Origin of the sequence: Streptomyces sp. NPDC002742, from assembly GCF_042888885.1 — a bacterium.
Lineage (GTDB): Bacteria > Actinomycetota > Actinomycetes > Streptomycetales > Streptomycetaceae > Streptomyces.
The window spans coordinates 17,307-31,915 of the sequence record NZ_JBIAQF010000002.1; the positions used below are offsets into that span (position 1 = coordinate 17,307).

Sequence of the window (14,609 nt, forward strand, 5' to 3'; positions counted from 1 at the left end):
ACGCGGCTGCGGACCGCGCGACGGGCGCCCACGGACCGCCGGTTGTCCCGCTGCCCGGTCCCGTGACGCCACCGCGCGAGACCCTTACGCCCCGGCCGGCGCTTTCGGCAGGACCTTCCGACGCGGTGAAGGAGCGGACATGGCTGGGGCCCACACCATCAGGTGTGGGCCCCAGCCATGTCCGTGGACGATCAGCTCGCCGCGTAGTTCCGCAGGAACAGCGCCTCCGCGACCGACAGGCGCTCCAGCTCGTCGGGCGAGACGCTCTCGTTCACCGCGTGGATCTGCGCCTCCGGCTCGCTCAGGCCGATGAGCAGGATCTCCGTCTGCGGGTACAGCGAGGCCAGCGTGTTGCACAGCGGGATCGAGCCGCCCATGCCCGCCGACTGCATCTCCTGGCCCGGGTAGGCGACCGCCATGGCCTCGGCCATCGACGCGTACGCGGGGCTGGAGGTGTCGGCGCGGAACGCCTGGCCCTGCCCGATCCGCTCGGTGCTCACCCGCGCGCCCCACGGCGTGTGCGCCTCGATGTGCGCCTCCAGCAACTTGGTCGCCTCGACCGCGTCGACGCCCGGCGGCACCCGCAGGCTGATCAGCGCACGGGCACCGGCCTGCACCGACGGCGTCGCGCCGACGACCGGCGGGCAGTCGATCCCGAGCACCGTGACGGCCGGACGCGCCCAGACCCGGTCGGCGACCGTGCCGGAGCCGATGAGCTCCACCCCGTCGAGCACCTTGGCGTCCTCACGGAACGCCTGGTCCTCGTACTGCACTCCGTCCCACGCCAAGTCGCCCGCCAGGCCGTCGACGGTCGTCGAACCGTCCTTCGCGCGCAGCGAGTCCAGTACACGGATCAGCGCCGCCAGCGCGTCGGGCGCGGCGCCGCCGAACTGTCCCGAGTGCAGGTTCCCTTCGAGGGTGTCCACCTGTACCCGTACGAGGGTCATACCGCGCAGGGTCGCGGTGACCGTCGGCAGGCCCGCCCGGAAGTTGCCGGCGTCGCCGATGACGATGGTGTCGGCGGTCAGCAGCTCCGGGTGTTCCTCGGCGTACCGCTCCAGACCGCCGGTGCCCTGCTCCTCCGAACCCTCGACGATGACCTTGACGTGCACCGGAACGCCGCCGTTCGCCTTCAGCGCGCGCAGCGCCAGCAGGTGCATGACGACGCCGCCCTTGCAGTCGGCGCTGCCCCGCCCGTACCAGCGTCCGTCGCGCTCCACCAGCTCGAACGGAGGCGTCGTCCAGGCCGCTTCGTCCAGTGGCGGCTGCACGTCGTAGTGCGCGTACAGCAGGACCGTCTTCGCGCCCTCGGGGCCCGGCAGGTAGCCGTACACCGACTGGGTGCCGTCCGGGGTGTCGAGGAGCGCGATGTCCTGGAAGCCCTCGGCGCGCAGCGCGTCGGTGATCCAGTTCGCGGCGCCCTCGCTCTCGCTCCTCGGATACTGGTCGAAGTCCGCCACCGACTTGAAGGCCACCAGCTCGGTGAGCTCCGCCTTCGCCCGGGGCATGAGCGAGGCGACGGTCTCGGCGACCGGATTCGACGACATGGGCACGCTCCTTGTAGGTGCGACGTTGTACTTCTGTGTACAGATGATCGGGTGATGCGTACTGGTGTGCAGGACGCATCCGTTGCCGATCCTCCCACAGCGGCCTGCGGCGACGCCCGCCGTAGGATGCGGGGGACAGGTGCGGCAGACGGCTGGACTGGGAGCAGTAGACCAACGTGAGCAGCGAGAACTCTTCGGCGGACGACGAGCGGCGTACGGCGGACGACGGGCAGCGGGTGTGGGACGTCGTAGTCGTCGGTGGAGGGCCGGCGGGTGCCTCGGCCGCCTATGCGGCAGCGGTCGCGGGACGCAGCGTCCTGCTGCTGGAGAAAGCCGAACTGCCCCGCTACAAGACATGCGGCGGCGGCATCATCGGCCCCTCGCGCGACTCCCTGCCCCCCGGCTTCGAACTGCCCTTCAGGGACCGGGTGCACGCGGTCACCTTCTCCATGGACGGCAAGTTCGCCCGCACCCGGCGGTCCCGGCACATGCTGTTCGGGCTGATCAACCGCCCCGAGTTCGACCAGCAGCTCGTCGAGTTCGCGCAGAAGGCGGGCGCGGAACTGCGTACGGGTGCCACGGTCTCCCGCGTGGAGCAGCACGGGTCCGCGGTGCCCGACCGGCGCACCGTCGCCGTGGTCCTGCAGGGCGGTGAGACCGTCCTGGCGCGGGCCGTGGTCGGCGCCGACGGCAGCGCCAGCCGGATAGGAGCACACGTCGGGGTGAAGCTGGACCAGGTCGATCTCGGCCTGGAGGCCGAGATCCCGGTGCCGGAGACGGTCGCCGAGGACTGGCGGGGGCGCGTCCTGATCGACTGGGGTCCGATGCCCGGCAGTTACGGCTGGGTCTTCCCGAAGGGGGACACGCTCACCGTCGGTGTGATCTCCGCACGCGGTGAAGGCGCCGCCACCAAGAGGTACTTGGAGGACTTCATCGCCCGGCTCGGCCTCGCGGGCTTCGAACCGTCCATCTCCTCGGGTCACTTGACGCGCTGCCGCGCCGAGGACTCGCCGCTGTCGCGCGGCAGGGTGCTCGTCTGCGGAGACGCGGCGGGACTGCTCGAACCCTGGACCCGGGAGGGCATCTCGTTCGCGCTGCGCTCCGGTCGGCTGGCGGGCGAGTGGGCGGTGCGGATCGCCGAGGCGCACGACGCGGTGGACGCCCGGCGTCAGGCCCTGAACTACGCCTTCGCGATCAAGGCGGGGCTCGGCGTCGAGATGAGTGTCGGCAAGCGCCTGCTCGGAGCCTTCGAGCGCCGCCCCGGCCTGTTCCACGCGGGGCTGACCGGCCTGCGCCCGGTGTGGAAGGCCTTCACCGGGATCACCCGAGGCTCCACCACGCTCGGCGAGATCATCCGGTCCCACCCGATGGTCGGACGCGCCCTGACCACACTCGATCGCCGTCCGGAGGGTGCGGAGGCCGCCGAGGGGGAGGACTAGAGGACCAGCGGCGGGGGCCGCCGCCGGCCCGGTCCGGACGTCGGCCGTGAAATTCGGCTCCAGGGGCGGGAGGAGGGACGCCTTTCGCCCCCGTCAGCTCTTGACCGTGATCCGGAAGACCGGGTGGTCGGGAGCGATGCGCCGCAGTTCCTCGTCGGACGAGTCGGGACCGACGCCGCCGAAGAACACACCGACCTCGGCCTTCCAGCGCTTGAGGTAGGCGCGCAGCAGCGAGACCTTGTCGTCGTCGGCGACCTCGACGGCGATGAAGGTGTCGACCTTTTTTCCGAGGCGCAGTTCGCCCCCGCCGGCCGCCCGCATGTTGTGCGTCCACTGGACGTGGCCGCGGGGTGCGACGAGGTACTGCTCGCCGTCCACGGTGAGCAGGTTGACCGGGGTCGTCCGCCACTCTCCGCTCTTGCGGCCCCGGACGGCCAGGACGCGCGATCCCCAGACGCTGAGGCCGCGCCTGGTGATCCAGGCCACGGCGCGGTTGAAGACGTTGACGGTGAACCAGCCCGGCTTCTGGACGTGTGTGGACACGGTGACCCCTCGTGGCATGTTGTGAGAGCGCCGATCTTTTTTGTGAGCACTGCTCTCGCTTGAGAAGAGTCTGCATCGGATCGGTGATCCAATGCAAGAGCAGCGCTCTCGTTTTTGTGTGCCGCTCTCGCTCGGGTCGGGTTGCTGATCGCGAACCGGAGCACTGATCCACATCCGGATCGATGCTCTCCTTTGTGTGCACTGCTCTGAACGTGGGACACTGCTCTGTATGAGTACCGCGCGAGGGGCACGTGCCCGAGCCAGGATCGAGGTCACCGCGGCCATCAAGGACGAGGCGCGCAGACAGCTCGCCGCCGAGGGCGCCGCCAAGCTCTCGCTGCGGGCCGTGGCCCGTGAGCTGGGGATGGTCTCCTCCGCGCTCTACCGGTACTTCCCCAGCCGGGACGACCTGCTGACCGCGCTCATCATCGACGCCTACGACTCCCTCGGAGAGGCGGCCGAGTCCGCGCACGCCGAGGTCGCCGCCGCCGGTCCCAGGGAGCGCTGGGTCACCGTGTGCGTGGCGGCGCGGCGCTGGGCTCTGGAGCATCCGCACGAGTACGCGCTCATCTACGGTTCCCCCGTCCCCGGGTACACGGCTCCGCAGGAGACCGTTCCGGCCGCCTCCCGGGTCGGCGTGCTCCTGATCGGCGTCGTCCGGGACGCCTATCGGGGCAAGGGCGTGGCCCGCACACCCCTGTCCGCCGGACTGAAGGCCGAGGCGCAGCGGATGTCCGCCGATCTCGCGCCCGATCTGCCGCCCGAGGTGATCGTGGCGCTGGTGGCCTCGTGGGCCCAGCTCTACGGGCTGATCGGGTTCGAACTGTTCGGGCAGTTCAACCGGGTCGTGGAGGACCGCGAGCCGTTCTTCCGGCAGGCCGTGGGGAGGCTCGCGCACGACGTGGGGCTCGTGTACCCGGAGCAGGCCGCGACCGCCGGCGGGGCGCCTCCGTCCTAGCCGCGTCTCCACGGCGCCGTACTCCCGGTCGTACGCCCAGCCGTAGCCCCGGTCGTGCTCCCGCCGTCGTATGCCGTGCCGTTCTTACCCGCTCCGTACCCGATCCGTACCCCTCCGTACTCCGCGGGGAGTACGAGTGATCACCTCGCCCGGCGGACGCCGCAGCGGTGGTCGGCCGTCTAGCGTGACGGTCATGGAAGAGCAGCACACACCCACGGCCTCGACGTGGGGCGGTCCACGGTGGTGGCGGCACGGGCCGCCCGGGTGGAACCGCTGGAACGGCGAGGAGCCCCGCGAGCGATGGCCGTGGCGTTCCACCCTGCTGCTGACCGCCTTCGTGCTCCTCGGCTCCAACTTCGCCGCCCACGCCCAGCACGACGACCGGCTCGCCCTGGACTTCTTCTCCCGGGCGCTCCTCCTGGTGGGCTCCGGTCTGCTGCTCTGGCGACAGCGGTACCCCGTGTTCGTCGTGTTCGGCACCGCCGCCGTGGCCCTGGTCTACGTGGCCGCTGGATATCCGTACGGACCGGTCTTCCTCCCGGTCGCTGTGGGCTGCTTCAGTGCCGTCGTCGCCGGGCACCGCAGGGCCGCCTGGACGGCGGTCGGCCTGCTGTGGGCAGGACATCTCGTGGTCGGCCACTGGCTGTACCGCTGGCTGCCCCCGACGGGGGACCGATCCCCTTCCTGGATGCAGGAGATCGGCATCGCCACCTGGGTGGTGGCGGTGGTGGCCCTGTCCGAGCTGGTGCGTGTGCGCCGTGAGCAGTGGAGTCGTGACAGGGCCGAGCGCGCGCTGGCGGCCAAGCGGCGCGCGGACGAGGAACGGCTGCGGATCGCCCGCGAACTGCACGACGTACTGGCGCACAGCATCTCGGTGATCAACGTCCAGGCGGGAGTCGGCCTCGCGCTCCTCGACTCCGACCCCGAACAGGCGCGTACCGCGCTCACCACCATCAAGGCGGCCAGCAAGGAGGCGCTCGGCGAGGTCCGCCAAGTGCTCGACACCCTGCGCGCGCCGGGCGAGGCCCCGCGCGCGCCCGCCCCCGGGCTGGACCGGCTCCCCGAGCTGGTCCAGCAGGCGGCGAGCGCCGGTCTGACGGTCGAGATCGAGGGCGAGGTGCCGACCCCGGCACCGGGTACCGACCTCGCCGCGTTCCGCATCATCCAGGAGGCGCTCACCAACGTCGTACGGCATTCGGGCTCGCGTCGCGCGCGGGTGCGGCTCGATCACACGGCGGGCGCGCTCCGTCTGCGGATCGACGACGACGGTCCGGCCACCGGCGCGGACGCGGGCGGGAGCGGCAACGGGCTCGCGGGCATGCGGGAGCGGGCGGCCGCCCTCGGTGGCACGATCGAGGCGGGTCCGCGCGACGACGGAGGGTTCCGGGTGCTGGCCGTACTGCCGTGGAAGGTCAGGGAGGACCGGTGATCCGCGTACTGCTCGCCGACGACCAGTCACTGGTCAGGGCAGGCTTCAAGGCGCTGCTCGACGCGCAGCCCGACATCGAGGTGGCCGGAGAGGCGGCCGACGGCGAGGAGGCGGTGCGAACCGTACGCGAACTGCGCCCCGACGTCGTCCTGATGGACATCCGGATGCCCGTGCTGGACGGCCTCGCCGCCACGCGGCGCGTCACCGGCGATCCGGAACTCGGCGACGTCAAGGTGGTCATGCTCACCACCTTCGAGCTCGACGAGTACGTCTTCGAGGCCATCCGCTCCGGTGCCTCCGGCTTTCTGGTCAAGGACACCGAGCCCGAGGAACTGCTGCGTGCGGTACGGGCGGTGGTCGAGGGTGATGCCCTGCTCTCGCCCGGGGTGACGCGTCGGCTGATCTCCGAGTTCGCGGCCCGTTCCAAGGAACCCGAGTCCGTCGCGTCTCTCGCCGAACTCACCGAGCGGGAAAGGGAGGTGATGGCCCTGGTCGGCATCGGCCTCTCGAACGACGAGATCGCCCGCCGCCTGGTCGTCAGTCCGCTCACGGCCAAGACCCATGTCAGCCGGACGATGGTGAAACTCGGGGCGCGCGACCGGGCCCAACTGGTGGTGCTCGCCTATGAGTCGGGGCTGGTGCGGCCGGGCTGGCTGGGCTGAGGCGCGGCGGCCTCGTGGCGGAAGCGGAACAGTACGGTGGCCACCCGTAGCGCGAAGAGGAGGGCGGCCAGGGCGCCGCCCGAGGTCTCCAACGCCCCTACCGCGCCGGACGACAGGTCCAGGAAGAGGGCGGGTCCGGCGACGACCCCGAAGGCGACCGCCGCCACGAAAGCCGCACTGGCCAGGGCGTATCCGATCTCGACGGTGACCGCGTCCCGCCGCGCCTGGGCCCGTTGTGCGCGCGACGCGTCCGAAGACTGGCGGCAACTGTCCATGTTCTCCCCGTTGTTGCTCATCCATCGAGTCAACAGGTACGCGCCCGGCGGGGCAAGTGCCCCGCCGGGCGCGGGTGTCGGAGGTGCCCGCTAGTCACGGACGGCGACCCGCTCCGTCCCCGACTCCGTCACTTCTTGACCGGACCGGGCGACTACGACGGACTCCTGCGGACGTCGTGTGCGCAGCCCTGGCAGCGTGATCAGCAGACCCGCGAGGGCGATACCGGTCACCACCATCAAGCCGGGCCGGTAGCTGTCGAGAACGTCCTGGGGCGATGAGCCCTCCGGGGAGTTCGCGGTGACGACGGCCGTCACGACCGCGAGGAAGATCGCGCCGCCGACCTGCACGGAGGTGTTGAGCAGGCCCGAGACCATGCCCTGCTCGTGGTCGTCCACGCCGTTGGTCGCCTGGATGTTGAGGGATGGGAAGACCAGGGCGCACGCGGCACCGATCAGCAGCATGGTCGGCAGGATGACCGCAGCGTAGACCGGGTCGAGGTCGACGCGCAGGAAGAGCGCGTACCCGACGACCATCAGGGCGAAGCCCGCCGCGATGAGCCGGGGTGTGCCGAACCGGTCGACGACGGCCCCCACCTTCGTGGAGGACAGGGCCACCAGCGCCCCGGCCGGCAGGAACGCGAGCGCGGTGTGCAGGGCCGACCAGCCGAGCAGCGACTGCATGTACAGCGTCACCAGGAACTGGAAGCCGACGTACGAGCCGAAGAACGCCATCGCGCCCAGCTGGGCCCGGATCTGGCTGCCGGAGCGCAGGACGCCGAGACGGATCAGAGGGCTCGGGCTGCGTCGCTCGACGCCGACGAAGACGGTGAGCAGCGCGGCCACGGCGAGGAAGGACAGGAGGGTCCGCGCCGATCCCCAGCCGGCCTGGGGCGCCTGGACGACGGTGAAGACGAGCAGCAGCATCGAGGCGGTGCCGAGGATCGCGCCCGGGATGTCGTAGCCGCGGTGGTCCTTCTCGCGCTCGCTGCGCGGGATGAGCTTCAGGCCCACGAGCAGTGCGACGACGGCGATGGGCGCGGGCAGCAGCATGGTCAGGCGCCAGCTCGCCTCGGTGAGCAGACCGGACAGGACCAGGCCCATCGAGAAACCGGTGGCCGCGCAGGTGGTGTAGATCGAGAGCGCGCGGTTTCGCAGCGGGCCCTCGGCGAATGTCGTGGTGATGATCGACAGGCCCGCGGGCGCGGTGAACGCGGCGCTCAGACCTTTGATGAATCGGCTGGCGATCAGCAGGGGGCCCGAGTCGACGAGCCCGCCGAGCAGTGAGGCGAGCGCGAACACGCCGAGGGCCACCAGGAAGACCTGGCGGCGGCCCAGCAGGTCGGCGGTGCGTCCGCCGAGGAGCAGCAGCCCGCCGTATCCCAGGATGTAGCCGCTGACGATCCATTGGAGCGTGGAGGTGGAGAGGTCGAGTTCGGAGCCGATGGACGGCAGTGCGACGCCGACCATCGACACATCCAGGGCGTCCAGGAACATGGCGGCGCAGAGCACCAGCAGGGTGCCCCACAGTCGGGGGGTCCAGCGTCCCTGGGGCGCGGGGTGGGTGAGCGGAGAGGTCATGCCGGAGAGGTTACATGCACACGCATTCAATGCAAGTGCATTTAATTCCGATGCAACAAAGTTCTTTCTTTGCTACGGTGCGCGCATGGCGGCGGAGAATGCCGAGCGAGGGCTCGTGGACCAGTGGCGCGACATCCTGGCGGTGCATGCCCGCACCGTCTGCGAGCTCGACCGTGAGTTGCACCGACACGGCCTGGGCGCCAGTGACTTCGAGGTGCTCGACGTACTGGCGGTGGGTACCGCGGCGGACGGCGGCACCTCCTTCCGCGTCCAGGAGATCTCCGAGCGGGTCCATCTCAGTCAGAGCGCCCTGTCCCGGCTGATCGGGCGACTGGAGAAGGACGGCCTGGTGATCCGCGGAATGTGCGCCGAGGACCGGCGGGGCGTGCGCGTGTGCGTCACGCCGAAGGGGCGCGAACTGCACGGCGAGGTGCTGCCGTTGCAGCGCGCGGTCCTTACCCGGATGCTGGCGGACGGTTCGGCGGCTTCCGGCGGGTGACCGGCCTGCCAGTTCTGACTGGAGTCGTCGGGGCCCGAAGCCACGGTGCTCGCGGTCGGCTCGATTCGGTTACGCGTCGCGCCTGTACAGCAGCAGGCTGCCGACCAGCAGCGCGGCCGCGGCCCACGTGGCGAGCACGCCCAGGCCGGTCCACGGGCCGATGGGCAGCTCGTGCAGATGGACGGTGGCTTGGACCGCGAGTCCGGCGGACATGGGCGAGATCTGCTGGAGGTGGCGCTGCCACTCCGGGTCCTTGACCACCTGGGTGACGACCGGGAAGAGATAGAGCAGCCCGAGCACGATCCCGATGGCGGTCGCCGCCTCCCGTACCGCCGTCGCCACGCCGAGACCGATCAGGGCGATCAGGACGAGGTAGAGGACCGACCCCACGGCCGCGCGCAGGGTCGGGCCGTCTGCCAGGGACGGCGGCGCATAGCCGTGCGCCTCGGTGAATCCGTTGCCGGGCAGGATGTAGCGGCCGACGAGGAGGGAGGCCAGGACGGCAGCCGTCCCGGAGGCCAGGACGACCGTGGTGAGGACCGTCGCCTTGGCGGTGAGGACGGTGAGCCGGTTCGGCACCGCCGTGAGCGTGGTGCGGATCATCCCGGTGCCGTACTCGCCGCTGACGGCCAGCACCGCGAAGACGGCGATGACCGCCTGCCCGACGGTGACGCCGGTCAGGGCGAGCTTGACCGCGTCCTGGCCGCACCCCGCGTCCGGGCACTTCACGGCCTTGGCGGTGCCGCAGCCGACGGCCACGGTCAGCGCGACGGCGAGCAGGAGCAACCTGCCCATGTCCCCCGTGGTGCGCAGCTTCGTCCACTCCGCGCGCAGGGCGCGGCCGAAGTCCCCTCGCCACGTGCCGTCCGCCGTGCTCGTGAGTCGTGCACCGCTCGGGAGACTCATACGTCCCTCCCGCGCAGCCGCACCACGGCCAGACCGAAGGCGAGCGCGGCGTATCCGCACAGCACGGCGAGGCCGGTCCATGGCGCCAGCGGGTAGTAGCCGGTCGACGGCTCGTACACGCTGAGCACCTGCGCGTACTGCGGCAGGGTCTGCTGGATGGCGAAGCCCGCAGCCGGGGTCACCCGCAGCAGCCACGCCGAGACGCCCGGGGGCAGTACGCCGGAGGTGGCGAGCAGGAAGGGCAGCACGATCGACGCGATGACCAGGGCGACCGCCGTGCCGCCGCGCCGCAGCAGGGCACCGACGCCGAGGGCGAGCACGGCGGCGGCTGCGCAGAGCAGGCCGGTGCCGACCATGACGCGTACTTCGGTCGCCGACGTGACGGGGAAGACATGGAAGCCCCTGCCGCGCGCGCTGCGTTCCCCGATGGGAATGGTGATCGCGGCGGCCACCAGGCCGATGGCGAACGCGACGCCCCCGGCCACCAGCGCCTTGGCACCAAGCACCCAGCCCCGCAGGGGAGTTGCCGCCATGGTCGTACGCAGCAGACCACGCCGGTACTCGCCGGTGATGAACACCGTGCCCACGGCGATCACCACGATCAGCCCGGCGAAGGTGCCGACGAGGAAGTTCTCGACGGAGAAGCCGACGCCCATGACGGGCCCGCCGACGACCGGTGCGATGTCACCGGCCCCGGTCACGGTGAACCCGCCGCCGTCGGTCTGGGTGAAGCCGCCCTTGGTGGTGTTCGTATAGCTGCCGGAGGTGCCCGCGTCGCCGCCCACCTGTGTGCCGCTCCACGCGCTCCGGGACCAGCCGCCGGTGAGGCCGGGACGGCCGAAGGTGCCGGTGGCCACGGCAGGGCTGAAGCCCGTGCCCGCCGCGGTTTCCTGCTTCGCCTCCGGTGACGTCGCGAAGAGCCCGGCCTGCACGGTCCGCGCAAGCCCCGGCAGCTTCGCATGGCCGACCTTGGTCCAGTGGGAGCCGTCGGTGGAGGCGTAACCGATGAGGCTGTCGCCGGAGCGGACCAGGCGCAGCCAGCGCGGGGACTCCCGGGAGACGTTGCCGGAAGGGCCCGCCGTGTCGTGCGTGTAGTCGTACTGCATGCGTACGCCGTGGCCGCCGGTGGCCATGACCGCCGCGTACGGGGCTCCCTGAGTGAGGCTTTCCTTCACGATGATCCCGGCCTTCGCCCAGGGCTGGGCGCCCTGGGCCGTCTTGCCGGTCCCGGTGTCGGCCACACCGGTCAGCGACCGCAGGGGAACGGTGAGGGTGCCGTCGTCAGTGAGCGTCTTGTGGACGAAGTAGAAGCTGTCGTTGACGGCCTCGCCGCCGGGGCCCTTCGGGTACGAGGCGGAGTCGGCGCCGCGACCGCCGGGGGCGGCCGTGCCGAGCAGGCCGACCACGATCGTCACCAGGAGCGCCCCCGCCATGGCGAGGACCCAGCCGCGTACCGTACGGAACTTCGTCCACTCGGCGTGCAGCGTCCTGAGGAACCCATTCTGCTCAGCACGCCTCGTGGCCGGGGGGCGAGGGGTGAGGGTGGCGGTCATCGCGTAGCCTCCCCCGCCGGGATGCCCCGGTACTCCACCGCGTCCCGGGTGAGCTCCATGTACGCCTCTTCGAGCGTCGCCCGGTGCGCGGACACCTGGGAGAACGGCACCCCGTTCCGGGCGAGCAGGGTCACGATCTCCTCGTCGGGCAGGCCCGTGACGCCGAGGGTGTCGGGGCCGGTGGCGAGAACGGTGGCGCCCGCGCCGCGCAGGACCTGGGCGGCGCGCGGAGGCGCGGAGGTACGCAGGGTGACCCGTCCGCCGGACACCTCGGCGAGCAGCCCGGACACGCTGGTGTCCGCGACGACCCGGCCGCGGCCGATCACCACGAGATGGTCCGCGGTGTCTTCGAGTTCGCTCATCAAGTGACTGGACACCAGGACGGCGCGGCCCTGCCGGGCCAGCGACGACAGGAAGCCGCGCATCCACACGATGCCGTCGGGGTCGAGGCCGTTGAACGGCTCGTCCAGCATGAGGACCGGCGGGTCACCGAGCAGCGCCGCCGCGATCCCCAGGCGCTGACGCATGCCCAGCGAGAAGCCGCCGGCCTTGCGCCGGGCCGCCGTACCCAGCCCCGCCTGTTCGATGACCTCGTCCACCCGCCGGGCCGACACGCCCTGTGAGTGGGCCAGCCACAGCAGGTGGTTACGGGCGGTGCGGCTCGGCTGCAGCGCGGAGGCGTCGAGCAGTGCCCCCAGATGCCGAAGCGGGCGACGCAGGGTGCGGTACGGCACCCCGCCGACCAGGGCCTTTCCCTCCTCAGCTGCGTCAAGGCCCAGGATCACGCGCATGGTGGTGGACTTGCCCGCGCCGTTCGGGCCGACGAAGCCGGTCACCCGTCCGGGCCGCACGGTGAACGTCATCCCGTCCAGAGCCAACTGTGGCCCGAAGCGTTTACGCAGACCGATGACCTCGATCGTCGCCTTCGTACTCTCATCGCTCATGGCCCCCACCCTGTGACCGAGCGAGTTACAGGGGCCGAACGGCCACTGTCATCTCGCTGTTAGGCGCCTCGGCTTAGCCTGGCCTGGTACGTGTCCTGGTGCGGTGGCGAGAGGGGAGCATGCGGATGAAATGGGGTCCGCCCCGACGGCTCGCGGGCCTGACCGCCCGGCTCGGCCTGCGCCGTGGCACTGTTCGCACCCGCTTCACCGCCTTGTACGTGACTCTGTTCCTGCTGTCGGGAACGGCGCTGCTCGCCATCGCGGCCGTGGTGGCATCCGGCGGATCGAGCTCCAGCCGGACCGCCCCCGATGGCGGCACCGATCAGCCGGCCACGGCGGCACAGGCCCAGGGCCGCATCGACGAGCTGGAGCAGCAGCTGGCCAAGGCGCACGACACCCAGTCCCGGCAGATCCTGATCGGCTCCGCCATCGCCCTCGGCGTCATGGCGGTGATCTCGGTCGGCCTCGGCTGGTTCGTCGCCGGCCGGGTGCTGCGCCCGCTGCGCGTGATGACAGCGGCCACCCGCCGGATCACCGCCGACAGCCTGCACGAACGTCTGGCCATCGGCGGCCCCGGCGACGAGGTGAAGGACCTCGCCGACACCATCGACGACCTCCTCGGCCGCCTGGAGGGCTCCTTCGACGCCCAGCGCCTCTTCGTCGCCAACGCCTCCCACGAGCTGCGCACCCCGCTCACCACGATGCGGGCCTCCCTGGACGTGGCTCTCGCCAAGCCGGGTCCGATACCCGAGACAACAGCCACGCTGGCCGCCCGGATGCGCGCCGAACTCGACCAGGTGGACCGGCTGCTGGAGAGTCTCCTCGTCCTGGCTCGCACCCAGCACGGCGAGTTCACCGACTCGGCGCGCCTCACCCTCGGCCAACTCGCGCTGACCGCTCTGACCGGACGGGCAAAGGACATCGCGGCCAAGGGGCTGACCGTGCGTGAAAACCGGATCGACGACTCCGCGTGGGTGTGGGGCAGCCAGACGCTGCTGCGCCGCGTGGCCGACAACGTGGTCGACAACGCGATCGCGCACAACGACCCCGGGGGCTGGATCAGTGTCGCGGTACGGGCCGAAGGAGACGACGCAGGCGCAGTGTCCCTCGTCGTCGAGTCCAGCGGACCGGTCCTCGACCAGCGGCGGGTGGCGGACCTCGCGCAACCCTTCCGCCGCCTTGGCGCCGACCGGACCGGCACCGGCCAGGGCAGCGGCCTCGGCCTCTCCATCGTCGCGGCCATCACCCAGGCCCACCACGGCACCCTGGACCTGCGCGCCCGCCCCGACGGCGGCCTGCGCGTCACCATCACCCTCCCCCGTACGGACGGCAGGGCGACGGTGGAAGCCCCCGACACGGAGATGGGCGTGGCGCGTTGAGAGTCCTGGTGGTCGAGGACGCCCGCCCCCTCGCCGAAGTCATCGCCGAGGGACTGCGCGACCAGGGCATGGCCGTGGACGTGGCCCACGACGGGCTCGACGCCGCGGCCAAGCTGGACGTCAACGCGTACGACGTCGTCGTGCTCGACCGCGACCTGCCAGGCATCCACGGCGACACCCTCTGCCAGATGATCACCGAGCGGGACGGCCGCGCGATGGTCCTGATGCTGACCGCCGCCGACTCACCCGGCGACCGCGTCAGCGGCCTGACCCTGGGTGCTGACGACTACCTCGCCAAGCCCTTCCACTTTCCCGAACTCGTCCTGCGCATCCGCGCACTGGCCCGCCGCCGCCCCGCCGCCCGGTCCCGCACCCTGAGCACGGCGGGGATCGAACTCGACCCGATGCGCCGCACCGTCAGCCGCGACGGCCACCGGCTCGACCTCTCCGTCAAGGAATTCGCGGTACTCGAAGCCCTCCTGAACGCGAGCCCCGCCTTCCTCAGCACGGAGAACCTCCTCGAACAGGTCTGGGACGAACACGCCGACCCGTTCACCAACACCGTCACGGTGACCATCAGCCGCCTGCGCCGCAAACTCGGCGACCCCACGGTCATCGCCACCACACCCGGCGTGGGGTATCGGATCATCGCCCCAGCCGTCCCGCCCGACTGAGCAGCCGTCAGGGGCCGGCGGCCCGCGGGCGGAGGCCGTGCTCAGTGAACCCGGCTCCAGTCATCTGCGCAGCCGACTTCGGAGACCGACACCTGCTCGGCTTGGTCGGCGTGCTCGGCGTGTTGAGCGTCTGCGGCCTGCGCGTGGGGCCGCGGTCGTCCGTCGCGGGTGCGCCGGACGACCGCAGCCCGTCTCCGGGCGGCCCGGACTTCGGATCCGTGCG

Annotated in this window: 14 protein-coding genes; 7 read left to right on the plus strand and 7 right to left on the minus strand. The window is 71.4% G+C overall.

The features are described 5' to 3' along the window. Positions 1-191: 191 nt before the first annotated feature. Positions 192-1,547: a dipeptidase gene (locus ACFYW8_RS02835; protein ID WP_389066698.1), complete on the minus strand. Its 1,356-nt coding sequence runs from the start codon at positions 1,545-1,547 to the stop codon at positions 192-194. Between the two features lie 176 nt (positions 1,548-1,723). On the opposite strand from ACFYW8_RS02835, the gene ACFYW8_RS02840 reads away from it, so the two are divergent. Next, on the plus strand, positions 1,724-2,986 hold the full coding sequence (locus ACFYW8_RS02840; protein WP_389066702.1) for a geranylgeranyl reductase family protein: 1,263 nt from the start codon (positions 1,724-1,726) through the stop codon (positions 2,984-2,986). A gap of 93 nt (positions 2,987-3,079) precedes the next feature. On the opposite strand, the gene ACFYW8_RS02845 is transcribed toward ACFYW8_RS02840, so the two are convergent. After that, positions 3,080-3,529: a nitroreductase family deazaflavin-dependent oxidoreductase gene (locus ACFYW8_RS02845; RefSeq protein WP_389066706.1), complete on the minus strand. Its 450-nt coding sequence runs from the start codon at positions 3,527-3,529 to the stop codon at positions 3,080-3,082. Between the two features lie 229 nt (positions 3,530-3,758). Here ACFYW8_RS02845 and ACFYW8_RS02850 point away from each other — a divergent pair, with 229 nt between their 5' ends. The 3 genes from ACFYW8_RS02850 (at position 3,759) to ACFYW8_RS02860 (ending at position 6,578) form a co-directional block, all read left to right on the plus strand. After that, the gene (locus ACFYW8_RS02850) at positions 3,759-4,487 is read left to right on the plus strand and encodes a TetR/AcrR family transcriptional regulator (RefSeq protein ID WP_389066711.1); all 729 of its coding nucleotides are present in this window, start codon (positions 3,759-3,761) and stop codon (positions 4,485-4,487) included. Between the two features lie 193 nt (positions 4,488-4,680). Continuing rightward, positions 4,681-5,916, plus strand: a complete 1,236-nt coding sequence (locus ACFYW8_RS02855; protein WP_389066714.1) for a sensor histidine kinase — start codon at positions 4,681-4,683, stop codon at positions 5,914-5,916. Then, the gene (locus ACFYW8_RS02860) at positions 5,913-6,578 is read left to right on the plus strand and encodes a response regulator transcription factor (protein ID WP_365874009.1); all 666 of its coding nucleotides are present in this window, start codon (positions 5,913-5,915) and stop codon (positions 6,576-6,578) included. Before ACFYW8_RS02855 ends, ACFYW8_RS02860 begins: the two co-directional genes overlap by 4 nt. Here ACFYW8_RS02860 and ACFYW8_RS02865 read toward each other — a convergent pair. Further along, positions 6,539-6,874 (minus strand): DUF6332 family protein, encoded by a 336-nt coding sequence (locus ACFYW8_RS02865; protein ID WP_389066721.1) that lies wholly within the window; start codon positions 6,872-6,874, stop codon positions 6,539-6,541. The genes ACFYW8_RS02860 and ACFYW8_RS02865 overlap by 40 nt on opposite strands. 69 nt (positions 6,875-6,943) lie before the next feature. Next, complete coding sequence (locus ACFYW8_RS02870; RefSeq protein WP_365874005.1) at positions 6,944-8,431, minus strand: MFS transporter; 1,488 nt, start codon at positions 8,429-8,431, stop codon at positions 6,944-6,946. Between the two features lie 85 nt (positions 8,432-8,516). Between ACFYW8_RS02870 and ACFYW8_RS02875 the strand changes: the two genes are divergently transcribed. Further along, positions 8,517-8,930 carry a MarR family transcriptional regulator gene (locus tag ACFYW8_RS02875; RefSeq protein WP_365874003.1) on the plus strand — a complete coding sequence of 138 codons (414 nt, stop codon included), beginning with the start codon at positions 8,517-8,519 and terminating at the stop codon, positions 8,928-8,930. 69 nt (positions 8,931-8,999) lie between these two features. Here ACFYW8_RS02875 and ACFYW8_RS02880 read toward each other — a convergent pair whose 3' ends face one another. The 3 genes from ACFYW8_RS02880 to ACFYW8_RS02890 are packed head-to-tail and all read right to left on the minus strand — an operon-like array spanning position 9,000 to position 12,333. Next, positions 9,000-9,836, minus strand: coding sequence for an ABC transporter permease subunit (locus tag ACFYW8_RS02880; protein ID WP_389066732.1), 837 nt, complete (start codon positions 9,834-9,836; stop codon positions 9,000-9,002). After that, positions 9,833-11,389, minus strand: coding sequence for a hypothetical protein (locus ACFYW8_RS02885; protein WP_389066735.1), 1,557 nt, complete (start codon positions 11,387-11,389; stop codon positions 9,833-9,835). The genes ACFYW8_RS02880 and ACFYW8_RS02885 overlap by 4 nt, the downstream gene beginning before the upstream one ends. Beyond that, complete coding sequence (locus tag ACFYW8_RS02890; protein WP_389066739.1) at positions 11,386-12,333, minus strand: ABC transporter ATP-binding protein; 948 nt, start codon at positions 12,331-12,333, stop codon at positions 11,386-11,388. The genes ACFYW8_RS02885 and ACFYW8_RS02890 overlap by 4 nt, the downstream gene beginning before the upstream one ends. A gap of 125 nt (positions 12,334-12,458) precedes the next feature. On the opposite strand from ACFYW8_RS02890, the gene ACFYW8_RS02895 reads away from it, so the two are divergent. Both ACFYW8_RS02895 and ACFYW8_RS02900 read left to right on the plus strand, forming a co-directional pair. Next, positions 12,459-13,712 carry a sensor histidine kinase gene (locus tag ACFYW8_RS02895; RefSeq protein WP_389066743.1) on the plus strand — a complete coding sequence of 418 codons (1,254 nt, stop codon included), beginning with the start codon at positions 12,459-12,461 and terminating at the stop codon, positions 13,710-13,712. Beyond that, complete coding sequence (locus ACFYW8_RS02900) at positions 13,709-14,386, plus strand: response regulator transcription factor (RefSeq protein WP_389066746.1); 678 nt, start codon at positions 13,709-13,711, stop codon at positions 14,384-14,386. Before ACFYW8_RS02895 ends, ACFYW8_RS02900 begins: the two co-directional genes overlap by 4 nt. Positions 14,387-14,609 lie beyond the last annotated feature (223 nt).